Source organism: Sphingomicrobium lutaoense, from assembly GCF_014195685.1.
In the GTDB taxonomy this organism is placed as follows: Bacteria; Pseudomonadota; Alphaproteobacteria; order Sphingomonadales; family Sphingomonadaceae; genus Sphingomicrobium; species Sphingomicrobium lutaoense.
On the sequence record NZ_JACICF010000001.1, the window covers coordinates 1,426,056 to 1,446,101 of the forward strand.

Sequence of the window (20,046 nt, forward strand, 5' to 3'; positions counted from 1 at the left end):
CCCGGCCGCGCCGGTCAAGCATTTAGCGCCTATTGATAGGCGATCAGCCGCCCTTCGCCCGTGACGATGTAGAGCATATTGTCGGCCACCACCGGCTGCAGAGTCACCGACGCACCCACGTCCTGCTGCTGGATGAAGGCGCCGTCATTGGGATTGATGGTGATGAGCGCGCCGTTCGATCCGGCCACGATCAGCCGGTCCCCGGCCAGCACCGGCCCGACATAATTGATCGGGTCGCGCCGCTTCTTCGCGTTGCGGAAAGCCGGCAGCTGGTTGATCCAGCGCACCCGTCCGGTCGCCCGCGAAATCGCCATCAGCTGGGCATCGTCATTGACCACGAACACCCATTCACCCGCGACCCAGGGAGTGGCGATGCCCGCCATGTTGAGTTCCCAGATGCGCTGCCCCGACAGGAGATCGAGCGCGACCATGCGCCCGCCCTGCCCGATGGCAATCACCTGCCCATTGTCGATCACCGGATCGGCATCGACGTCCGAAATCGAGCTCACCGAGCGCGAAATGCTTGTCCGCGCCAGCGTGTCCGACCAGACGAGCCGGCCGTTCTCATAACGATAGGCATTGAGTTCGCCCGAGGAGAAACCGGCGACCACGGTGCCGCGCGCGACCGCGGGCGAGGATGCCCCGAACACGCCCGCGACTTCCAGCGTCGCGGCCTGGTTCCAGCGCGTTTCGCCATTGGCGGCATTGAGCGCGATGATCTGATTGTCCTGGCTGGTGACATAGACGGTGTCGCCCGACACCGACGGCGCGCCGCGCAGCGGACCCACCGGCTTGACCTGCCAGACGAGGCTGCCCGAGACGGGGTCGATCGCCCCCACCTGGCCAAGGCCGTTGGTGGCATAGATACGCCCGTTGCCGAAGGCGAGGCCGCCGCCATAAAGCGAGGAGGCATTGCCCTGCCCCCCGCCAAAGTTGAGCATCCAGGCCTGCGCGCCGGTCTTGGCGTCGAAGGCGCGCACCACCGCGCGCGTGTCCATCGTATAGACGCGCCCGCCAACCACGATCGGCGATCCGCCCATGCGGGCTTCGCGCGAATTGCCTTCGCCGATCGAAGCGCCCCAAGTGTAATTGAGCCCGTCGCCCGTATTGAGCGCGAGATGCCCCATCGACTTGTTGGCATTGCCGCCCGACTGCTCCCAGCTGGCATTGGCGGTCTGCACCGGCAGGCTCATCGGCATCGCCGCGGTCGCCGGATCGATCCCGATTTCCAGTTCGGCGCCCAGCACCGGCACGCGCTCGCCGAGCACCGGAGTGCCACGCTGCGCTTTCTTGAAGATGCCGCAGCCCGAAAGGGTGGTCGCGGCAAGGGTCAGGACGATCGCGGTACGAAGGCTCTTCATCATTCGGATTCTTCTTCCTGTGCGGGGGCAGCTTCGGCGGAGGATTTCACCGCCGCGGCGGCGGCAAGGCTGCTGGCCATCTGCTCGGCGCGGCTGCGCAAGGTCTGGGGAACCGCGCTGTCCTGCGCGATGGTTTCGAAAAGCTTGGCCGCTTCGGCGGTTCGACCCGCGCGCTCCATGGCGATCGCGGTCAGCTCGGCGGCGGTGCCGTAAAAGGGTTCGCCCTGCTGCGCGAGCGGCTGCATGCGGGCGATGACGGTATCGGGGTCGAGATCGTTATACTCCAGCAGCGTCTGGCGGAGGGTCGCCAGTTCGCGATAGGGCGCGGGCAGGTCTTCGTCGCCCGCCACCGCGGCATAGCTCTCGATTGCCTTGGCGCGGTCGCCCTGGCGAAGCGCCACCGAGGCCCGGGTCATGAGAGCGGTCGCGCGCGCCGCCCCCTCGCTTTCGGCGGCGAGTGCATCGAGCCGCGCCGGCACATCGTCCATGCGGTTGTTCTCGATGTCGCGCAGGATGAGCGCCATTTCCTCGCCATGCTTGCCCGCGATCTTGTCCTCGCGGTCCTGCCACCACAGGCTGAACGCCACCGCGCCGAGGAACAGGATCAGGCCGAAAACGATCCACTTGCCATATTTCCTGGCAAAGTCGGCCATCTGGTCGCGGCGCAGATTCTCATCCACTTCGCGTTCGAAACTGACAGGAGCGTCATTGGGGGGCAGCGCCAATGGGGACCTCTTCGCTGGACGGGGCGGACGTGATTGTGACTCGCTTCTTTCCCACCCCGGGTGAACAGAAGCTGGCTACCCCCTAGCGCGGCGTTTTGCCAAAGGCAAAGGGGACATGACCCCTCCCCCGCCGCGCCTGGCGCGACGGGCAGGCTTCAGCCCTTGGGACGATAGGTCTGCTCATCGGTGGGAAAGCTGCGGCTGCGCACTTCGGCGGCATAGCGCTCGACCGCATCGCTCATCTCGCCGGCAAGGTCATGATAGCGTTTGACGAAGCGCGGAACCCGCTCGAACAGCCCCAGCATGTCCTCGGTCACCAGCACCTGCCCGTCGCACTTTGCCGAGGCGCCGATGCCGATCGTCGGGATATCCACGCTTTCGGTGATCTCGTCGGCAATCTCTTCCATCACGCCTTCGATCACGAGCGCGAAGGCTCCCGCTTCGGCCACCGCACGCGCATCGGCGAGCACCTTGGCGGCTTCGGCTTCGTCGCGCCCCCGCGCGCGATAGCTGCCGAGGAGGTTGATCGCCTGCGGAGTGAGGCCGACATGACCGATCACCGGAATGCCCCGCGCGTTGAGGAAATGGATGGTCTCGGCCATCGCTTCCCCGCCCTCGAGCTTGACCGCGCTCGCGCCGGTTTCCTTGAGGATGCGACTGGCATTGCGAAAGGCGACTTCCTTCGATTCCTCATAGCTGCCGAAGGGCATGTCCACGGTCACCTGCGCGTGCCAGGATCCGCGCACCACCGCCGCGCCATGGTTGATCATCATCTCGATGGTGACCGGCACGGTGCTGTCGAGCCCGTAGATCACGTTGCCGAGGCTGTCCCCGACCAGCAGCATGTCGCAATGCGCGTCGAGCAGTTGCGCCTGCCGCATCGTATAGGCAGTCAGCATCACCAGCGGTTCGGCCTCGGGATCGCCCTTGCGCGCCCGGATCTTGGGCACCGTCATGCGCTTGCCCGGCTTGGGCGCGGGCGTCGCCCGGCTGGTATCGGTATCGATCGTGATCTTGCTCATGGCCCAAGCTTCTAGCGGGGGGCGGGCGAGCGCGCTAGGCTGGCGAAAACTGGGGCCAGATCTGGGGAAGGACCGGCTCGGATGGCAGGCAAGGACAAGGATATCGCGGGCGTCATCGCTCCGCCTCCGCTGATCTACGGCATCCCGCTCGCTCTGGGGCTGTGGATCCACGCCACCATCGGCGGCATGGACGTTCCCGAAACCATCCTGCCCTGGCTGCCGCGTGCCCTCACTGGCGGCGCGCTGGCGGCGGCGGGCGCGGTGATCATCGTCCTCGCGCTGCTCCGCTTCGGCCAGGCCAAAACCCCGCCCGAACCCTGGGAGGAGACCACCGCGCTGGTCACCGGCGGCATCTACCGGCGAACGCGCAATCCCATGTATCTGGGGATGGCGCTCATCTTCTTCGGCATCACGCTGATCGCCGCCTGCCTCCTCCTCTTGGCGCTGTTCGTGCTTGCGGTGGTGGTGATCGACCGGGGCGTCATCCGCCGCGAAGAGAGCTATATGGAACGCAAGTTCGGGGACGATTATCGCGCCTACAAGGCCGCGACCAAGCGCTGGATCTAGCGTAGGAAGCGCCCCAGCGACCCGATCAATTCCTCGGCCGCCGGATGCTGGGCCGATCGGCGCCAGCAAGCGAAGATCGGATAGTCGAAGGGTTCGACCTCCTCCACCCGCCGCAATTCGCCCGAAGCGATCCGCTCGCGCACCAGCCGCGCGGGCATGAAGCCCGCCATCGCCTGTTCGGCCAACCAATGCGCCGCCTGCGCGCCGAGATCGAGGACAAGGCCATTGCCGGGCGGCAAGTCGATCATCGCCATCATCTGCCGCCCGATGACTCCGCCCCATTCGACCTGCACATAATCCTCGCGCCATCGCGACGGCTCGCCCCCGGTAACGAGGATGAGCTGGTCGTCGACCAGCTTGCGCGCGGCGATCCCGGGCTCGAGCAGCGGCGCATAGGTCACCGCCAGGTCCATCAGCCCGGCCACTAGGTCGCGCCCCAGCCGCGCCGATGCCCCTGCGGTCACCTCGAACGCCAGCGCGGGATGCGCGGCCCGCGCCTCGACCAGCCAATGCTGCATCAGGCCCGGCCAAAGCGCGGTCTGCCCGCCAATGACGATACGGTCGGTGAACCGCTCGGCAAGCTGGGCATCGGCGCGCGCTCCGTCCCATGCATCGACGATCCGCTCGGCGACCGGCAGCAGCCGGTTGCCCGCCACGGTCAACCGGCACCCTCCGCGGTCGCGCTCGAACAATCGCACCCCCAGCCGCTCCTCGAGCCGCTGCAACCGGTCGGTAACCGTCGAGGCGCTGGCATGGACCACCAACCCCGTCGCACCGAAACTCCCGGCGCGAGCCGCCGCCACGAAGGTCCGGAGGAAATCGATCTGCATGATTATCCGGTTATACCGGATTTAACCTTCAGACAATCCCGATATACCGGATAAGGGCGTACCGTTACAGGCGGGGAATGAAAGGATTTCCCGTGATCAAACTGACTGTCTTCACCATGGCCTCGGCCCTGTCGCTCGCCTGTGGCGCTCCCGCGCTCGCTCAGGCCATTCCGCCCGCCTCGATCGCGGGTTCGCCCGCCGAAGGCGAATGGGTCAAGCTATCCGAGAAGGAGGCCGAGCTGCGCCGCGACGTGAACCGCCTCCATACCGACCATGCCCGCGACATGAGCAAGCTTGCCGAGATCGCCGCGACCAAGGACCGGGCCTTGTCCCGTTCGGCCGACGCACGCCAGTCTTACGAGCGGCTGCTCGCTTCGCCTCCGCCCACCGGCCATGCCGAAATGGCCGACAGATGGGCGAAGAAGCTTGCCGAATCCGCCGACGACTGGGCGCTTCACGAACGCAAGCATGAAGACGGCGCGAAGAAATGGCGCAAGGCCGAGGAACGCGAATCCAAATCGGCCTCGGCGCTCCGCAAGGCGCAGGACCGTCTCGACAAGGCCGTCCGCGAACGCACTGCGCTCGAACAGCGCGCGCTCATGGCCCGCCGCTAGGCTCCCTGGTCATGGCACCTCTTCCCGACGCCACTGGCGCGACGCAAATGGCACCCACCCCTCGCCAGCGTCCCGTCCCGGCATCGCCGCATGCCGGTCGCAATTTCTGTGACCGGGTCGCGGCGCTCGGCGGCCTCGGCGTCTCGGTCTTTGCGCTCGCGCACTGGATCGGGGTGCCGGGCCTGGCCGCCACCACGCGCCTCGGCGTGGCGCAGGGCGACCGCATGGTGATCGCTGCCTGGCTGGTATGCGGGCTGATGATGCTTGTCGGGGGCACGGTGCGGCTGCGCACCATGACCATGTTCGGGGCCGACATGCTGCTGATGCTTTCGGCGCTCGGCGCGGGCCTCCTGATGCTGTCGAGCACTTCGCACTGGCCGGTCGTACCCTATGCCGCGCTTGCCCTGACCGGATTGGTCGTCAGCCTCTTTGCGCGCATCATCGACCGCAGCGAGACCCGCCGCGAACTGCTCGTCGCCCGGCTCGCGGGAATGGCTAGCTGACCTCGACCCCGTTCCAGAAGGCGATGCGATCCTTGATCTCGCTCGCCGCTTCCTTGGGTTCCTTGTAGGTCCAGGCCGCGTCGGCATTGGTCACCCCGCCGGCCTTGATCGAATAATAGGAAGCCTCGCCCTTCCACGGACAATGGCTTGTGTGCTCGGACGGCACCAGCCGGTCCATCTTCACGCTGTCGCGCGGGAAATAATGATTGTCCTCGACGACGACCGTATCGTCGCTCTCGGCGATGACTTCGCCGTTCCACATCGCCTTGACCATGGCATCTCTCCTTCGATGCCATGAACGGAAGGCGCCCCCGCGATGTTCCGGATGGCTAGAGGCCGAGCAGCGTCTCGTACGCCGTCGAATCATAGCCGACGATCAGCTCGCCATCGATCTCGACGATCGGCCGCTTGATCATCGAGGGATGCGCGCTCATCAGCATGATCGCCTTGTCCCCGTCGATATCTTCCTTGAGCACGTCGGGAAGCTGGCGGAAGGTGGTGCCGCGCTTGTTGAGGATCGGCTCCCACCCCTTTTCGAGCACCCACAGTTCGAGCTTTTCCTTCTCGATCCCGGCCTTCTTATAGTCATGAAAGCTGTAGGGAATCTGGCGCTTCTCGAACCATGCGCGGGTCTTCTTGACCGTGTCGCAATTGGGAATGCCGTAAAGTGTGATGTCAGCCATGGCCGCCCCCTAGCGCCCCGCCCCCGCCGCTGCAACTCCCCGCGTGAAGGGGCCTTCGCTTCAGCTCTGCTCGTGGATCGCCTCGGGATGCCGCCAGAACAGCCAGTAAAGCATCGCCGCCGCGATCGTCCCCCCGGCAAGATTGGCCGCCAGCTCGGCCGCGTAGACGCCCTCGGCGCCCCATGCGGCACGCAGGACCAGCCCCGTCGGCACCATCACCAAAAGCACCCGCACCAGCGACTGCGCCAGCGCCGCTCCCGCCTTGTCGACCGCGTTCAACGCGCCATTGCCCATGATGAGAAGCCCATATCCGGCATAGCCCCAGGCCGCGATCGCCAGATAGCGCCCGATCTCTGCGCGGATCGCCTCGTCCTCGCTGAACAAAGCCGCCAGCGGCTCGCGCGCCCACACCAGCGCCGCAGCGGTCACCAGCCCGTAGGCAAGACAGAAGCCACCCGCCAGCAGGAGCGCACGATGCACCCGGTCGATCCGCCTCGCTCCCCAATTCTGCCCGACGATCGCCCCGATCGACCCCGACAGGGCAAGAAGGGGCACCACCGCGAAACTCTGCAAGCGCCCGCCCGCGCCAAAGCCCGCCACCGCGTCCTGCCCGCTCGCCGCGACCAGCGCGGTCAGTACCGCAAGGCCGATGGGATTGACCGAATTGGAAAAGGCCGCCGGCCCTGCCACCCGCGCGATGGCCTTCGTCCCGACCCCCCAGTCGAGCCCGCGCAACCGGTTGAGCGAAAAGGGGATCGTCCCGCTCTGCAACATGAAGAAGCCCAGCGTCGCGGCGATCATCCATCCGCCGATGGTCGCATAGGCCGCCCCCGCGATCCCGAACCCCGCAAAGCCGAAAGCCCCGGTGATGAGAATGGGATCGAGAACCCAATTGGCCGCCGCGTAGGCAATGAGGATCGCCGAGGACCGTTTGGCCGCCCCCTGCCCGCGCAACCCCCCGTTGATCCCGAACATCAGGAAGAACAGCGGATAGCCCATCGCGAAAGGCACCATATAGGCATCGATCAGCGGAAGCAGTTCGGGTTCCGCCTGCATCAGGCGGAACAGCGGCAAGCGGACGAGCAGCAGCAACCCCGCGAAACTCAATCCCGCGATCGCTGCCAGCGCGATGGCGAGATTGCCCCGCGACCAGGCCTTGTCATGATCGCCTTCGCCCAGCGCCCGGCTCACCACCGAACTCGTTCCCGCCATCAGCCCCACGCCAAGGCTCGACAGCGCCACCGTCACCGGAAAGATGAAGCTCACCGCGGCCAATTCGGCCGAGCCCAGCTGGCCGATGAAATAGGCATCGATGATGCCCACCGACATGATCGCCGCCACGCCCAGCAGCATGGGCGAGGTCTGCGCCCACAGATGGCCCGCGATGGAGCCCGAGACCAGCCGGGCGTGCGGCGAGGTCATGCCTGCGCGCGCCCCCCCGTCATTCCCATTCGATCGTTCCGGGCGGCTTGGAGGTATAGTCGTAGACCACGCGGTTGACCCCCTTTACCTCGTTGACGATCCGCGTCGCGCAATTGGTGAGAAAGCCCGCGTCGAAGGGATAGACATCGGCGGTCATGCCATCGACGCTGGTCACCGCGCGCAAGGCGCAGACGCTGTCATAGGTGCGATAATCGCCCATCACTCCGACCGTGCGCACCGGCAGCAGCACCGCGAAGGCCTGCCAGATCGCATCGTAGAGCCCGGCCTTGCGGATCTCGTCGAGATAGATGGCATCGGCCTTGCGAAGGATGTCGCACCGCTCCTTGGTGACTTCGCCCGGAATGCGGATCGCGAGACCCGGCCCCGGGAAGGGATGCCGCCCGACGAACTGGTCATTGAGCCCCAGTTCGCGCCCCAGTTCGCGCACTTCGTCCTTGAACAGTTCGCGCAAGGGCTCGACCAGCTCCATGTTCATCCGCTCGGGCAGCCCGCCGACATTATGATGGCTCTTGATCGTCACCGAGGGCCCGCCGGTGAAGCTCACGCTCTCGATGACATCGGGATAAAGCGTCCCCTGCGCGAGGAAATCGGCCCCGCCCAGCTTCTTCGCTTCTTCCTCGAACACCCCGATGAATTCGCCGCCGATGAACTTGCGCTTGGCCTCGGGATCGGTGACCCCTTCGAGCCCCTTCATGAAGCGTTCCTCGGCATCCACCACGACGAGCGGGATGTTGTAATGGTCGCGGAACAGCGTCTCGACCTGCTCGCGCTCGTTGAGGCGAAGCAAGCCATGATCGACGAACACGCACGTCAGCTGGTCGCCGATCGCTTCATGGATGAGGATTGCGGCGACCGAGGAATCGACTCCGCCCGACAGGCCGCAGATGACCCTGCCGTCGCCCACCTGCGCGCGGATGTCGGCGATCTTGGCTTCGCGATAGGCGCCCATCGTCCAGTCGCCCTTGAGCCCGCAGACATGGTGGACGAAATTGGCCAGGAGCCGCGCCCCGTCGGGAGTGTGCACCACTTCGGGATGGAATTGGGTGCCATAATATTTGCGTTTCTCGTCGGCGATCACCGCGAAGGGCGCGCCGTCGCTGGTGGCGACGATCTCGAAACCGGGCGCGAACTGGGTGACCTTGTCGCCATGGCTCATCCACACCTGGTGGCGCTCGCCCACTTCCCACATCCCCTCGAACAGGGCGCATTGCTTGGTGACGGTCAGGAAAGCCCGGCCGAATTCGCCGCTGTCCCCGGCCTCGACCCGCCCGCCGAGCTGGTGGGTCATGACCTGCTGGCCATAACAGATGCCGAGGATGGGAAGCCCGCTGTCGAACAGGATCTGCGGCGCGCGCGGAGAGCCTTCCTCGGGCACGCCCGCGGGCGAACCCGACAGGATGATCCCGCCCGGCTTCAACCGTTCGAAGGCTTCTTCGGCAGTGGCGAAGGGCGCGATCTCGCAATAGACGCCCGCTTCGCGCACGCGGCGCGCAATGAGCTGGGTGACCTGGCTCCCGAAATCGACGATCAGGATCGTCTCGCCAACTTCTTCCGCCACACTCATGCCCCAAGCCTTTCGCGCCACTTCGATTGGCGCGTTCGATAGGGGCGCGCCGCCCCGCTGTCCAGCGGGGGCGGCTGGCCGTCGGAAAGGCCGTCAGGCGCTCGGCTGGCGGTTGATGATGATCGGATCGTCCATCAGCTTCTGGCCTCCATCCTTGTCGACATGGAGTTCCAGCGCATAACTGTATTTGCCGCCATTATCATTGCTGTCACTCATCACGAAGCTGTCCGTGCCGCCGGGATTGACGGTGATGGGCCCACCCGAGGGCGGCGCGGGGTTGGTGGGCTTGTCGAGAATCCCGTTGCCGAGAAGCACACTCTGATTGACCGGATTTTTCAGCGACACGTCATAATCGGTGCCGCCGATCTTCACCTTCTTGGTCTTGAGATTGAAGGTAAGATCGAGCGAATCGTTCACCGCGCTCGCATCGATATTGCCGGTTTTCCCGATAATTTTGGGATTGGACGGGCTCTTCTGCTGATATTTGAACTGCCCGCGATAGACATTGTCGACGCTGTCCCAGACGACATCCTTCACGCTGACGTCCACACTTACTACCTGTGCCATCTCCCTTTCTCCTCCCGTTGAAAAAACTCCTGCCCTGAATAAGGACGGGCGGCCCTTCTTTCGAAGGACCGCCCGCTCGGCGCTCAATTGCCCCGATCTCGGATGATCGGGTCGAAATCGCAATGTTCGCCGGTATTGCTCACCACATGCACCGTGTATTGGTGCGTCGGGTTGCGTGCCTTGTCGGCACCCGTGTCATTGACGTTGAGATGGGTGTCGTCGATCAACCGGCTGGTGAAATCCTGCGGGTTGGCGATCGTCACCGGGTTGTTCTGCATGAAGGACCATTGCTTGGTCCCCGATGATTGCAGCGTCATCTCGATATTGTTGTTTTCATCGGGCGTGACGTCCTCCGGATCATAGCTCACCTGCCGCTGGTCATCGACCGTAATGGTGACGGCACCCACGCCGCTCGTCTGCTTGCTCATCCTTGCTTCTCCTTTGTCACGGGAAGCGGCCGTTCCGCTTCCTCCTCCAAGGGGCACGAGCGGCCACGGGCCGCACCTTCACCAACGCCTCCTGCCCTATGAACTCGTCAAACCCTCGTCGATCGGCGGGTCGATCCCCATCCTCTGCAACCGGCCACGATATTCGCGCGCCCGCGACCGCTCGCCCAACCGCTCGGCCGCCGCCGCCTTGAGCGCCAGCGAACGATAACCGTTCGGGTCGGCCTCCTTGCCTGCCACCGCCAGCGCCTTGCGCCAGGCGGTCCGCGCATCGCCGGCCCGTCCTTCGCGGCGCATCGCTTCGCCGTGCAGCAAATGCGCGGCCACCAGTTCCCATTCATATTTGACCGGCTCGTCGGCGAGCCGCGATATCCATCGACCCGCCAGTTCCGCCATCGCGCGCGGCGCCATCGCCTTCTCGACGGTCAGCGCTTCATGCAGGTCCACCCGCGCGAGATTGTCCTTGTTCCAGACCGGATTGTCCCGGTCGCGGCGGGCGAGATCGGCGGCCAGCTCCCGCGCGGTGCGGAAATCCTCCCGCGCCAGTTGGTCGCGCCCCTGCGCGAAATGGAGAAGCCCCCGGTTGATCCAGGCATCGAGCGCCAGTTCGACCGACAGCGTATTGTCCGCATCGGCGGCGCGCAGCGTCCGCGCTCCCGCGATCGCTTCGTCGAGATCGCTTTGCGCGGCGCGATGCTCGCCGGTCATCATGTGGATCATGCCCATCTGGCCCAGCGCGAAGACCAGCCCCTGGAGCGCGTCATGATTGTTCGCATCCTGCTCCAGGATCGATCGATAGACCTCGATCTGGCGCATTCGCGAGCGGGCCGAATCGCGCCAGCGCCCGAGGCTGGCCAGCGTCGTGGAAACCCAGCTTTCCGCCTCGGCGACAGAGATCATTCGCGCAGGCGGGCGTCCCTCGGCTTGGGCGACCCGTTCGGTATCGCGCACTCCCTGCTCGAAATAGGCCAGCGCTTCCTCATGCCGTCCTTCCTCGACCGCCAGCGCGCCGAGATTGGTCTGCGAATAGGCCGCTTCCATCTGCCAATCGAGGTTGGTCCGGTCCTTGGCGGCCAGCCGTTCGGAAATGTCGGCATAGCCGCGCAGCGCGCGCCGCGCTTCGTCCAGCCGTTCATGCTGCCATGCGATATAGCCCACCCAGAACAGGCTCTGCCCATGGTTGAACATCGCCTCGGGATCGTCCGGCCGCCGCTCCAGCAGTTCGGCGGTGGTGCGCGCCGCTTCGCGGAAAGCCGGAAGCGCGGCCTCATTGTTGCCGCGCAAATTCTGCACTTCGGCGACCAATTGCACCGCCCGCGCCCGTCGTCCCAATTCGCTGTGCGACATCTCCTTCAATTTCTGCCGCGCATAGTAATCGAGCGCGCGCGCGCCCACGCTGTCGAGCAGTTCGAGCCGCCCGACAGGTTCCAGCTGCTTGCGAAGATCGGTGAGCATGAATTCGATCAGCCCGTCGGCCTCGGCGCGCTGCTCGCGGGCCTCGTCGCGCTGGTCGATGGCATAGAGCGCCAGCCCGCTCGTCCCCACCATGCCCAGCAGCGACGCCGCCGCGACCATCGCCAGCCTCTTCTGCTTGCGCGCCTGGTCGCGCTGCACCAGCCGGTCGAGCGGCACCCCCGCCAGCCCCGCGACCAGCTTGAGCCTCGCGAGCTTGCGGCCGTCGCCTTCGGGCCGCAAATCCGCCGCGACCGGCTCGGCAAGTCCCTCGCCGGGCGCGCCATGCTCATAATGGGTCCGAAGCGGTGGAGGAAAATTGTCGGGCGGTTCGCCCGCCACCACGACCGGATAGACATCGCGATCGCCATGCTCGCGCTTGAAGGCATCGACTTCCTTGGCGATCCAGGGCGATGCCGCCGCGTCTGGCGAGCATAGCACGATCATCGCTTGGCTCTCGTGGATCGCTTCGCGGATCGCCGCGCCCAGATCATCGGCGGCGGCCAGTTCCTCGCGGTCCTTGAAGATGGGATGGAGTCGCTCGGGCGCCCCCTCGGCGACAAGGTCCTCGGGCAACCGGTAGGTCTCGAGCGCACGGTGCAGCCAGTTGGCGACCGCCTTGTCGCGGTGGGAATAGGACAGGAAGGCCTTGTATCGGCGCTCCCCCACGGGCGCCCTCCTTTCTCGGCGGCTCGGCCCGACTCGGCTGCCGCTCAAGGCATGGCTATATGCCAGTTTTCCGCTGAAAATTGAATAGGACAATAATCTAGATTAGAAAGGCTGCTGTACCCCCCTGCCGGGCTCGGTCCGTTTCGGACCCTTCGGCAATTGGCTTTTCACCTTGTGCCGCCAGACTGGCCTCTCCCACCCAGGAGAAGTGTTGCCATGGCCCGCATCATCATCGCCGATGACGATCCCACCACCATCTTCCTCGTCCGCACGCTTCTTGAACAGGCAGGCCACATCGTCGGCGCGACCGGCGACGGCGAGGCCGTTGCCGAGGTGACCGCGCGCAAGATGCCCGACCTTCTCATCCTCGATTGCTCAATGCCCGGCACCACTGGCATCTAGGCGCTGCGCGAAGTGCGCGCCCATACCGGCGGCTCGATCCCGGTGATGATGCTTACCGGCCGCACCAGCCGCGCCGACGAAGCGATCGCTTATCAGGCAGGCGCCGACGACTATGTGAGAAAGCCCTGCGATCCCGACGAACTTCTGGTCCGCGTGGAAGCGCTCCTGGGCGCGGGGCAGATGCGCCGCCACGCATGAAAAAGGCGAGGCCTTCCGGCCACGCCTTCCTCATTCCCGCTTCGCTGAACTCTAGTAGCGGCGATAGCGACGGTCGTTGCGCTCGATATCGATGTCGCGGATCCGTCCGCTGCGATCGATCTTGCAGTCCCACTTGAGGTCGGGCGCAGTGTTGTAGCCATAACCATGGCGGTTGTAGCGGTCGTACTGGCTCGCCGAATGACCCGACATCGCCACGCCATAGACCTTGAGGCCATAGCTCTTGCGGCGAACGTCGGTGATCCCGGCAACCCGCGCATGGCCGCGATAATTGTCATAGCCATAACGGTCGTAGCGGCTGTTGTATCGGTCATAGGCGCCATAGCGGCCCTGATGGTTCAGCCTCGCCTCGACAGCGCGGGCGCAGCGATCGACCGCAGTGCGCTCCGACATGCCATAGCCATAGCGGTCGCCATAACCATAGTTGCCGTAAGGATAGCTGCCATAGTTACCGGCGCCCAGGATGCCCCTGATGATGGCGCCGACCACCTGGCCGGTCGTGTTGTTGTTGTTATATCCCGAGTTAGGATAATATTGTGCCTGTGCGGGGACGGCGGCCATCCCGGCGGCGGCAGTGAGGCCAGCGGCCCCGATGAAAAGCTTCTTCTTGATCGACATGGACGCGATCTCCCTGGTGCTGGTTTAAACGCCGCTTCTCCGGCGAACGCCCTCCCTTCTAGCAATGTCGCAATTCATTGATGCTGAACGGAAATGTTGTCCCCCGTTCAGCAAGGAAACGCGGTTTTCCCTGCCTTCGGGCCAACGCTCCGGTCAGTCCTATGCCGGCGAAACCGCCTTCGCGGGCTCGCTCAACGGCCGTGTCTCCGATGGCGTCTATCTCTCGGGCGGCGTCGCGGGCGACACCGGAAGCGGCAAGGTCGGCGTGCGCGGCGCGGTCACCTTCGGACTCTAGCCACACCTCGCGCGTTCGGCGGCGGGTGCCTTACCCGCTGCTGAACGGGCAACGCATCATCCGTTCAACCTCGACCAGGCATAAGGGGCTCTCCAAACAATGAGAGTCCGAGGTGTCATGATGCTTAAAGTCGTTACCACTGCCGCGATTGCGACCGCCGGAATGCTGGCCCTCGCCGCTCCCGCCCAAGCCCAATCCTATCCCCATGTCCGCGACCATGCACGCGGGACCAGCGTCACCATGGCGCGCGACTGCCAAGTCGAATTCGACCGGCGCGGCCAGCGCGTCGATGCCTCGCGTGCCTGCGATGGTCGCGAACTGCGCTATGCCGAGCAGGTGATGCAGGAACATCGCCGCTATGCAGGCGACCGCTACCGCGATCACGACCGCTATACTCGCCATGACCGTCATGAGGATCATCATCGTTATGACCGCGACGACCGTTATGACGATCAGCATCGCTACGACGGCCGCGACCGCTATCACTATCACGACCGCTATACCCGTCATGACGACCGCTTTCGCAGCGGCCCCACCATCGCTCCTGCCCGGGTCGTGGGCGAACGCGACGCCCGCGCCTATGACATGCTACGCCATGGCGGCTGGCGCCAGATCAGCCACTACAGCCGCGACCGCAAGAGCATGGAAAGCTTGTGGTACAATCCGCAAGGCAACCGCTGCGTCTCGGTCTATTCCAAGAAAGGCAAGGTCCGGGCGGTGATGCCCGCACCGCGCCAGCGCTGCGTCGTTCGCTACTGATCGAGCGGGCAACAGCCGTCACCTTGGCGGGGCCGGAGGAGCGATCTTCCGGCCCTTTCTTATGCGCACCAGCGCGCCTCTTACTCTCTCGATCAATGCCGCCACCCATGGTAGCGCGCAGGCGCTGGCAGGCAGCCTTACCGGGCGGATCGGCGACCGGCTGGCGGTCGGCTGCGGGCTCGCGGGCAATAGCGGCGACGGCAAGGTCACTGCCCAATTGGGCGTTTCGATCGGCCTCTAGGAAAGGCTCGGCCCGTCTCCTCGAAAAAGGGAGCCGGGCCGATCCATTCTATTCGCTCGCGGGAACCGACAGGCCCGTGAAATGGGCGAGGAAGGCCGCGACGTCGCTGGCTTCCTCGATGATCTTGTCGGTGGGCTTGCCCGATCCATGCCCGGCGCGGGTCTCGATGCGGATCAGCATCGGCTCGTCCTCGGGGCCCGCCATTTCCTGCAGGCGCGCGACATATTTGAAGCTATGTCCCGGCACCACGCGGTCATCGGTGTCGGCAGTGGTCACCAGCACCGCGGGATAATCGATCTCGGCCTTGATGTTATGATAGGGCGAGTAGGTCAGGTTGTAGCGGAAATCCTCGGGTTTGGACGGATAGTTATAATCGTCCACCCAATAGCGCCCGGCGGTGAAGCGGTCGAAGCGCAGCATGTCCATCACGCCCACCGCGGCATGGCCCGCATCGAAAAGATCGGGCCGCTGGTTGATCGACGCACCGACCAGCAGGCCGCCGTTCGACCGGCCCTCGATCGCGAGGCCATCGCGCGTGGTCACGCCATTGGCTTTCAGCCATTCGCCCGCCGCGGCGAAATCGTCGAAGACATTCTGCTTCTTGAAGCGGCGTCCGGCATCGTGCCACGCCTTGCCATATTCGCCCCCGCCACGGATGTTCGCGACCGCATAGGCGCCCCCGGCATCGAGCCAGGCAAGCCGCACCGGATTGAAGCCCGGCGTGACCGAGATGTTGAACCCGCCATAGCCGTAGAGCAGCGTCGGCACGGGTCCCTCGACACCTTTCTTGCGGGTGATGAACATCGGGATGCGCGTCCCGTCCTTCGAGGTGTAGAAGACCTGCTCGGTCGAATAGTCGGCCGGGTCGAACGCCACTTCAGGCGCGGCCCAGACCTCGCTCTTGCCGCTGGCGATGTCGTAGCGATAGACCGTCGCGGGCTGGGCGAAGCTCGAGAAGCTGTAGAAGGTCTGGCGATCGTCCATGTCGCCGCCGAAACCGTCGGCGCTGCCGATGCCGGGCAGCTCGACCTTGCGCTCAAGCGAGCCGTCGAGCGCATGAACGCGGATCTCGCTCTTGGCATCGACCAGATAGTTGGCAATCAGCTTGCCCCCCACCATGCTCACTCCGTCGAGCGTGGCCTCGTCCTCGGCGATGATCGTGACTTTCTCGGGCGTGCCCTGGCGGATGTCCATCTTCACTAGCTTGAGGCGCGGCGCCCCTTCGTTGGTGATGAAATAGAAGTCGCTCCCGACATTGCCGACATAGCTGTAGTTCCAGTCGTATCCGGGGATCAGCACCCGCGGCCCCGCGCTCGGCTGCTCAAGATCGATGAGCGCGATTTCATAACGGTCGTCGGTGCCGCTCGACGAAGTAGTGATCAGCCAGCGCCCGTCATCGCTCACCTGCGCGATATTGTTGAGATCGGGCCGGTCGGGCCGCGCGAACACCTTGACGTCCGCCGACTGGGGCGTGCCCAGCTTGTGGAAATAGACTGCCTGGTTCTCGTTGAGGCCCGTGAACTTGCCTTCGGCCTCGACCGCCGGGAAGCGCGAATAATAGAAACCCGATCCGTCCTTGGCCCAGTCCATGCCGGAAAATTTGACCCACTCGACTTCGTCGTCATGGATTCTGCCGGTCGCGACATCCATCACCTTGATGGTGCGCCAGTCCGAACCGCCGTCCTGGATCGCATAGAGGATCTTCGATCCGTCCTCGGTGGGCACATAACCCGCCAGCGCGGTGGCCCCGTCCTCGGCCCACAGATTGGGATCGATCAGCACCTTTTCCTCGCCGTCGAGGCCGTGCCGGACATAAAGGACCGACTGCGGCTGCAGCCCGTCATTCTTGCGGTAGAAATAATGCCCGCCCTTTTCGGTCGGCACCCCGATCCGCTCGTAATCGTAAAGCTCGGTCATCCGCGCCTTGAACCAGGCCCGCCCGTCAAGCGTGTCGAGAAAGGCATCGGTGACTTCGTTCTGCGCCTCGACCCAGGCCGCCACCTCGGCATCCTCGCGCACGTCATTTTCGAGCCAGCGATAGGGATCGGCCAGCGTTACCCCGTGGATCGTCTCCACGACATCGCCCTTGCGCGTCTCGGGATAGGCGATGATCGGCGCACCCTTTTCCATCGCGCTCACCGGATCGACCTGCGGCACCTTCCCCGGCTCATCCATGGTGGTGGTGCACGCCGTGGTCGCCATCAGGATGGCAGCAAGGGACAAAAAACGCATGATGATCTCCGCATAGAAAAAGGGCGCCGAGTGAATGAACAGCCAGCGCCCTCATGTCTAGGGGGCCAGAGCCCCGCTTATCGCGTTTCGCTCAGGCGTCCGCGTCTTCGGCCACTTCGACCGGACCGGAGTCCTGTCCCTTGGCATCGACATCGCGATCGACGAGCTCGATCACCGCCATCGGCGCGGCGTCCGAAGCACGGATGCCCGCCTTGATCACGCGGCTGTAACCGCCGTCACGATCCTTGTAGCGGTCCGCCAGCACGTCGAACAGTTTGGTCAGCTGCGCATCGTCCATGAGGCGCGAATAAGCCAGGCGACGGTTCGAAAGCCCGCCCTTCTTGGCCAGCGTGATCAGCTTTTCGATATAGGGACGCAGTTCCTTGGCCTTGGCGGTGGTGGTCTTGATCTGCTCATGCTTGATCAGGGCCGCCGCCATGTTGCGCAGCAGGGCCGCGCGGTGGCTCGAGGTACGCTGCAATTTACGATGGCCAACACGATGGCGCATAATCTCTTCTCCGTTCGTCGGGGATCCGTACGAGGTAATCCCAGCCAGGCGGACTTTAAGGGAGCCGCCCCATATCCCGTCACATGAAAAGAGCGGAAGGTCGGCCCCCCGCTTCTCACACCCGCGCGCCTAAAGAGGATTCGGCCCGCAGAGTCAAGCAATCGCTTCCCTCGAAGAAAGAAGGGCCGCCCCCGAAGAAGCGGCCCCACTTCTGTCAGGCGAGAGACAGCCTAGCCAAGCAGTTCCTGCTCGAGCTTCTTCGCCATTTCCTCGATATTCTCGGGCGGCCAGCCGGGGATTTCCATACCCAGGCGCAGACCCATCGAAGCCAGCACTTCCTTGATCTCGTTCAAGGACTTGCGGCCGAAGTTCGGCGTACGCAGCATCTCGGCTTCGGTCTTCTGAACGAGATCGCCGATATAGATGATGTTGTCGTTCTTGAGGCAGTTGGCCGAACGCACCGACAGCTCGAGTTCGTCGACCTTCTTCAAGAGGTAACGGTTGAGCTGGTTGGTGTCCTGGCCACCTTCGGCAGCACCCTGGCTCTGCGCGGGCGCCGGAGCGATCGCGCTGTCGTCGAAGTGGACGAACAGCTGGAGCTGGTCCTGCAGGATGCGCGCGGCATAGGCGGCGGCATCTTCAGGGGTCACGGTGCCGTCGGTCTCGATGGTCAGCGACAGCTTGTCATAGTCGAGGTCCTGGCCGACGCGGGTGTTGTCCACCTTGTAGGCGACCTGCTTGATCGGGCTGTAGAGGCTGTCGACCGGGATGAGGCCGATCGGCGCATCGGCCGGACGGTTCATCGCGGCGGGGACATAGCCCTTCCCGACATCGGCGGTCAGTTCCATGTTGAGCGTCGCGCCTTCGTCGAGATGGCAGATGACGAGGTCGGGGTTGGTGACCTCGATGTCGCCCGGGCAGGCGATCTGGCCGGCGGTGACTTCACCCGGGCCGGTTGCCGAAAGCTGCAGGCGCTTGGGGCCTTCGCCTTCCATCTTGAGCGCGATCTGCTTCACGTTGAGGACGATGTCCGTCACGTCCTCGCGCACACCCGCGAGGCTGGAGAATTCGTGCAGAACGCCTTCGATCTTGATCGAGGTGACGGCGGCACCCTGCAGCGACGACAGGAGAACGCGACGCAGCGAGTTGCCGAGCGTCATGCCATAGCCACGTTCGAGCGGTTCGGCGATGAAGGTCGCCTTGCGCTTGGCATCGGTGCCGGGCTTGCGGTCGAGGCCGTTGGGCTTCTTCAGTTCCTGCCAATTTTTAGCGTTGATCGACATAGGTTTCCTTGCCCTGCGGCGGGGCGTCCCCCGCCTTTCTTGTCTTTATCTGTCAACCGATGGGACTGACGTCAGGTCCCGTCGGGTTGCGATCAGCGCGAGGGCGCTTAGACGCGGCGACGCTTGGACGGACGCACGCCATTGTGCGGAATCGGCGTCACGTCGCGGATCGAGGTGATGGTGAAACCGACCGCCTGCAACGCACGCAGCGCGCTTTCGCGGCCCGAGCCGGGACCCTTCACTTCGACTTCCAGGGTGCGCACCCCATGTTCCTGTGCCTTGCGGCCCGCATCTTCGGCGGCGACCTGCGCGGCATAGGGCGTCGACTTGCGGCTGCCCTTGAAACCCATCATGCCCGCGGAGGACCAGCTGATCGCATTGCCCTGCGCGTCGGTGATGGTGATCATGGTATTGTTGAACGAGGCGTTCACATGCGCGACGCCAGCGGTGATGTTCTTGCGTTCCCGGCGACGAACGCGTTGCGGTTCACGTGCCATTTCGAAAATTCCTTAAAGCTTGATGCTATGGAAGAAAGCGGACCGGCCGCTTACTTCTTCTTGCCGGCGATCGGCTTGGCCTTGCCCTTGCGGGTGCGCGCATTGGTATGCGTGCGCTGGCCGCGGACCGGCAGGCCCTTGCGGTGACGAAGGCCGCGATAGCAGGCGAGGTCCATGAGACGCTTGATGTTCATCGCGGTCTCGCGGCGCAGGTCGCCTTCCACCGTGTAATCGGCGTCGATGGTCTCGCGGATGTGCAGGATTTCCTGGTCCGTGAGGTCCGACACGCGACGTTCCGGCGCGATCTTCAGCTTCTTGGTGATTTCCTTGGCGGTCGTGTGACCGATACCATGGATGTAGGTCAGCGCGATTTCGACGCGCTTGTTGGTCGGGATGTTGACACCCGCAATACGTGCCATAAAAATTCTACTCCTCGGCTCCACGGAACCGCGGGCACCCGACGATTCCATCTCAAAGCGTTTATTTTCCCGTCGAAACAACGAAAAAATGGCGCGCGCAACAAGTGCGCCGCCGAGTTCCGTCCTCGCG

Annotated in this window: 23 protein-coding genes and 1 pseudogene; 7 read left to right on the plus strand and 17 right to left on the minus strand. The window is 64.5% G+C overall.

Annotation, left to right across the window (positions count from 1 at the left end; all coding sequences use genetic code 11):
- Positions 1–29 precede the first annotated feature (29 nt).
- From FHS50_RS07145 to panB, 3 genes are all read right to left on the minus strand, one after another.
- Entirely contained in the window at positions 30–1,364 is a 1,335-nt protein-coding gene (locus FHS50_RS07145; protein WP_322597114.1) for an outer membrane protein assembly factor BamB family protein, read from the minus strand.
- A complete protein-coding gene (locus tag FHS50_RS07150; protein WP_183933640.1) occupies positions 1,361–2,086 on the minus strand; it encodes a tetratricopeptide repeat protein in 726 nt (241 codons plus the stop codon). The genes FHS50_RS07145 and FHS50_RS07150 overlap by 4 nt, the downstream gene beginning before the upstream one ends.
- 155 nt (positions 2,087–2,241) lie before the next feature.
- Entirely contained in the window at positions 2,242–3,108 is an 867-nt protein-coding gene (gene panB / locus FHS50_RS07155) for a 3-methyl-2-oxobutanoate hydroxymethyltransferase (RefSeq protein ID WP_183933641.1), read from the minus strand.
- Positions 3,109–3,189: 81 nt separating this feature from the next.
- Between panB and FHS50_RS07160 the strand changes: the two genes are divergently transcribed.
- Entirely contained in the window at positions 3,190–3,675 is a 486-nt protein-coding gene (locus FHS50_RS07160) for a methyltransferase family protein (protein WP_183933642.1), read from the plus strand.
- Here the strand turns inward: FHS50_RS07160 and FHS50_RS07165 are convergent.
- On the minus strand, positions 3,672–4,505 hold the full coding sequence (locus FHS50_RS07165) for a LysR family transcriptional regulator (RefSeq protein ID WP_183933643.1): 834 nt from the start codon (positions 4,503–4,505) through the stop codon (positions 3,672–3,674). The genes FHS50_RS07160 and FHS50_RS07165 overlap by 4 nt on opposite strands.
- 92 nt (positions 4,506–4,597) lie before the next feature.
- On the opposite strand from FHS50_RS07165, the gene FHS50_RS07170 reads away from it, so the two are divergent.
- A complete protein-coding gene (locus FHS50_RS07170; protein ID WP_183933644.1) occupies positions 4,598–5,119 on the plus strand; it encodes a hypothetical protein in 522 nt (173 codons plus the stop codon).
- Between the two features lie 11 nt (positions 5,120–5,130).
- Positions 5,131–5,622: a hypothetical protein gene (locus tag FHS50_RS07175; protein WP_183933645.1), complete on the plus strand. Its 492-nt coding sequence runs from the start codon at positions 5,131–5,133 to the stop codon at positions 5,620–5,622.
- Here FHS50_RS07175 and FHS50_RS07180 read toward each other — a convergent pair.
- The 7 genes from FHS50_RS07180 to FHS50_RS07210 all read right to left on the minus strand — a co-directional run bounded on the left by FHS50_RS07180 (position 5,615) and on the right by FHS50_RS07210 (position 12,446).
- Entirely contained in the window at positions 5,615–5,896 is a 282-nt protein-coding gene (locus FHS50_RS07180; RefSeq protein WP_183933646.1) for a DUF427 domain-containing protein, read from the minus strand. The two genes, FHS50_RS07175 and FHS50_RS07180, sit on opposite strands and share 8 nt — an antisense overlap.
- 55 nt (positions 5,897–5,951) lie before the next feature.
- On the minus strand, positions 5,952–6,305 hold the full coding sequence (locus FHS50_RS07185; protein WP_183933647.1) for an ArsC family reductase: 354 nt from the start codon (positions 6,303–6,305) through the stop codon (positions 5,952–5,954).
- A 60-nt stretch (positions 6,306–6,365) separates the two neighbouring features.
- Positions 6,366–7,727 carry an MATE family efflux transporter gene (locus FHS50_RS07190; protein WP_183933648.1) on the minus strand — a complete coding sequence of 454 codons (1,362 nt, stop codon included), beginning with the start codon at positions 7,725–7,727 and terminating at the stop codon, positions 6,366–6,368.
- A 19-nt stretch (positions 7,728–7,746) separates the two neighbouring features.
- Complete coding sequence (guaA, locus tag FHS50_RS07195) at positions 7,747–9,312, minus strand: glutamine-hydrolyzing GMP synthase (protein ID WP_183933649.1); 1,566 nt, start codon at positions 9,310–9,312, stop codon at positions 7,747–7,749.
- Between the two features lie 93 nt (positions 9,313–9,405).
- Positions 9,406–9,879, minus strand: a complete 474-nt coding sequence (locus FHS50_RS07200) for a hypothetical protein (RefSeq protein ID WP_183933650.1) — start codon at positions 9,877–9,879, stop codon at positions 9,406–9,408.
- An 83-nt stretch (positions 9,880–9,962) separates the two neighbouring features.
- A complete protein-coding gene (locus tag FHS50_RS07205) occupies positions 9,963–10,307 on the minus strand; it encodes a hypothetical protein (RefSeq protein WP_183933651.1) in 345 nt (114 codons plus the stop codon).
- A 96-nt stretch (positions 10,308–10,403) separates the two neighbouring features.
- Complete coding sequence (locus FHS50_RS07210) at positions 10,404–12,446, minus strand: toll/interleukin-1 receptor domain-containing protein (protein WP_183933652.1); 2,043 nt, start codon at positions 12,444–12,446, stop codon at positions 10,404–10,406.
- A gap of 216 nt (positions 12,447–12,662) precedes the next feature.
- Between FHS50_RS07210 and FHS50_RS10755 the strand changes: the two are divergent.
- A pseudogene (locus FHS50_RS10755) lies at positions 12,663–13,046 on the plus strand (response regulator transcription factor).
- Positions 13,047–13,097: 51 nt separating this feature from the next.
- Here the strand turns inward: FHS50_RS10755 and FHS50_RS07225 are convergent.
- Complete coding sequence (locus FHS50_RS07225) at positions 13,098–13,682, minus strand: hypothetical protein (RefSeq protein WP_183933655.1); 585 nt, start codon at positions 13,680–13,682, stop codon at positions 13,098–13,100.
- A 64-nt stretch (positions 13,683–13,746) separates the two neighbouring features.
- Between FHS50_RS07225 and FHS50_RS07230 the strand changes: the two genes are divergently transcribed.
- The 3 genes from FHS50_RS07230 to FHS50_RS07240 all read left to right on the plus strand — a co-directional run bounded on the left by FHS50_RS07230 (position 13,747) and on the right by FHS50_RS07240 (position 14,977).
- Positions 13,747–13,977 (plus strand): hypothetical protein, encoded by a 231-nt coding sequence (locus FHS50_RS07230; RefSeq protein WP_183933656.1) that lies wholly within the window; start codon positions 13,747–13,749, stop codon positions 13,975–13,977.
- Between the two features lie 117 nt (positions 13,978–14,094).
- Entirely contained in the window at positions 14,095–14,736 is a 642-nt protein-coding gene (locus FHS50_RS07235) for a hypothetical protein (RefSeq protein ID WP_183933657.1), read from the plus strand.
- A gap of 61 nt (positions 14,737–14,797) precedes the next feature.
- Positions 14,798–14,977, plus strand: coding sequence for a YadA-like family protein (locus tag FHS50_RS07240; RefSeq protein WP_183933658.1), 180 nt, complete (start codon positions 14,798–14,800; stop codon positions 14,975–14,977).
- Between the two features lie 48 nt (positions 14,978–15,025).
- On the opposite strand, the gene FHS50_RS07245 is transcribed toward FHS50_RS07240, so the two are convergent.
- The 5 genes from FHS50_RS07245 to rpsM form a co-directional block, all read right to left on the minus strand.
- Positions 15,026–17,209: a prolyl oligopeptidase family serine peptidase gene (locus FHS50_RS07245; RefSeq protein WP_183933659.1), complete on the minus strand. Its 2,184-nt coding sequence runs from the start codon at positions 17,207–17,209 to the stop codon at positions 15,026–15,028.
- Positions 17,210–17,300: 91 nt separating this feature from the next.
- A complete protein-coding gene (gene rplQ / locus FHS50_RS07250; RefSeq protein ID WP_183933660.1) occupies positions 17,301–17,717 on the minus strand; it encodes a 50S ribosomal protein L17 in 417 nt (138 codons plus the stop codon).
- A gap of 230 nt (positions 17,718–17,947) precedes the next feature.
- Positions 17,948–19,000, minus strand: a complete 1,053-nt coding sequence (locus FHS50_RS07255; protein WP_183933661.1) for a DNA-directed RNA polymerase subunit alpha — start codon at positions 18,998–19,000, stop codon at positions 17,948–17,950.
- A gap of 107 nt (positions 19,001–19,107) precedes the next feature.
- Positions 19,108–19,497 (minus strand): 30S ribosomal protein S11, encoded by a 390-nt coding sequence (gene rpsK / locus FHS50_RS07260; RefSeq protein ID WP_183933662.1) that lies wholly within the window; start codon positions 19,495–19,497, stop codon positions 19,108–19,110.
- Positions 19,498–19,547: 50 nt separating this feature from the next.
- Positions 19,548–19,916, minus strand: a complete 369-nt coding sequence (gene rpsM / locus FHS50_RS07265; protein ID WP_183933663.1) for a 30S ribosomal protein S13 — start codon at positions 19,914–19,916, stop codon at positions 19,548–19,550.
- Positions 19,917–20,046: the final 130 nt, after the last annotated feature.

Coding starts and splice junctions, on each gene's coding strand:
- FHS50_RS07145 (WP_322597114.1), bottom strand. CDS start 1,364: ATGATGAAGAGCCTTCGTACCGCGATCGTCCTGACCCTTGCCGCGACC.
- panB (WP_183933641.1), bottom strand. CDS start 3,108: ATGAGCAAGATCACGATCGATACCGATACCAGCCGGGCGACGCCCGCG.
- FHS50_RS07160 (WP_183933642.1), top strand. CDS start 3,190: ATGGCAGGCAAGGACAAGGATATCGCGGGCGTCATCGCTCCGCCTCCG.
- FHS50_RS07165 (WP_183933643.1), bottom strand. CDS start 4,505: ATGCAGATCGATTTCCTCCGGACCTTCGTGGCGGCGGCTCGCGCCGGG.
- FHS50_RS07175 (WP_183933645.1), top strand. CDS start 5,131: ATGGCACCTCTTCCCGACGCCACTGGCGCGACGCAAATGGCACCCACC.
- FHS50_RS07180 (WP_183933646.1), bottom strand. CDS start 5,896: ATGGTCAAGGCGATGTGGAACGGCGAAGTCATCGCCGAGAGCGACGAT.
- FHS50_RS07185 (WP_183933647.1), bottom strand. CDS start 6,305: ATGGCTGACATCACACTTTACGGCATTCCCAATTGCGACACGGTCAAG.
- FHS50_RS07190 (WP_183933648.1), bottom strand. CDS start 7,727: ATGACCTCGCCGCACGCCCGGCTGGTCTCGGGCTCCATCGCGGGCCAT.
- guaA (WP_183933649.1), bottom strand. CDS start 9,312: ATGAGTGTGGCGGAAGAAGTTGGCGAGACGATCCTGATCGTCGATTTC.
- FHS50_RS07200 (WP_183933650.1), bottom strand. CDS start 9,879: ATGGCACAGGTAGTAAGTGTGGACGTCAGCGTGAAGGATGTCGTCTGG.
- FHS50_RS07205 (WP_183933651.1), bottom strand. CDS start 10,307: ATGAGCAAGCAGACGAGCGGCGTGGGTGCCGTCACCATTACGGTCGAT.
- FHS50_RS07225 (WP_183933655.1), bottom strand. CDS start 13,682: ATGTCGATCAAGAAGAAGCTTTTCATCGGGGCCGCTGGCCTCACTGCC.
- FHS50_RS07230 (WP_183933656.1), top strand. CDS start 13,747: ATGTCGCAATTCATTGATGCTGAACGGAAATGTTGTCCCCCGTTCAGC.
- FHS50_RS07235 (WP_183933657.1), top strand. CDS start 14,095: ATGATGCTTAAAGTCGTTACCACTGCCGCGATTGCGACCGCCGGAATG.
- FHS50_RS07240 (WP_183933658.1), top strand. CDS start 14,798: ATGCGCACCAGCGCGCCTCTTACTCTCTCGATCAATGCCGCCACCCAT.
- FHS50_RS07245 (WP_183933659.1), bottom strand. CDS start 17,209: ATGCGTTTTTTGTCCCTTGCTGCCATCCTGATGGCGACCACGGCGTGC.
- rplQ (WP_183933660.1), bottom strand. CDS start 17,717: ATGCGCCATCGTGTTGGCCATCGTAAATTGCAGCGTACCTCGAGCCAC.
- FHS50_RS07255 (WP_183933661.1), bottom strand. CDS start 19,000: ATGTCGATCAACGCTAAAAATTGGCAGGAACTGAAGAAGCCCAACGGC.
- rpsK (WP_183933662.1), bottom strand. CDS start 19,497: ATGGCACGTGAACCGCAACGCGTTCGTCGCCGGGAACGCAAGAACATC.
- rpsM (WP_183933663.1), bottom strand. CDS start 19,916: ATGGCACGTATTGCGGGTGTCAACATCCCGACCAACAAGCGCGTCGAA.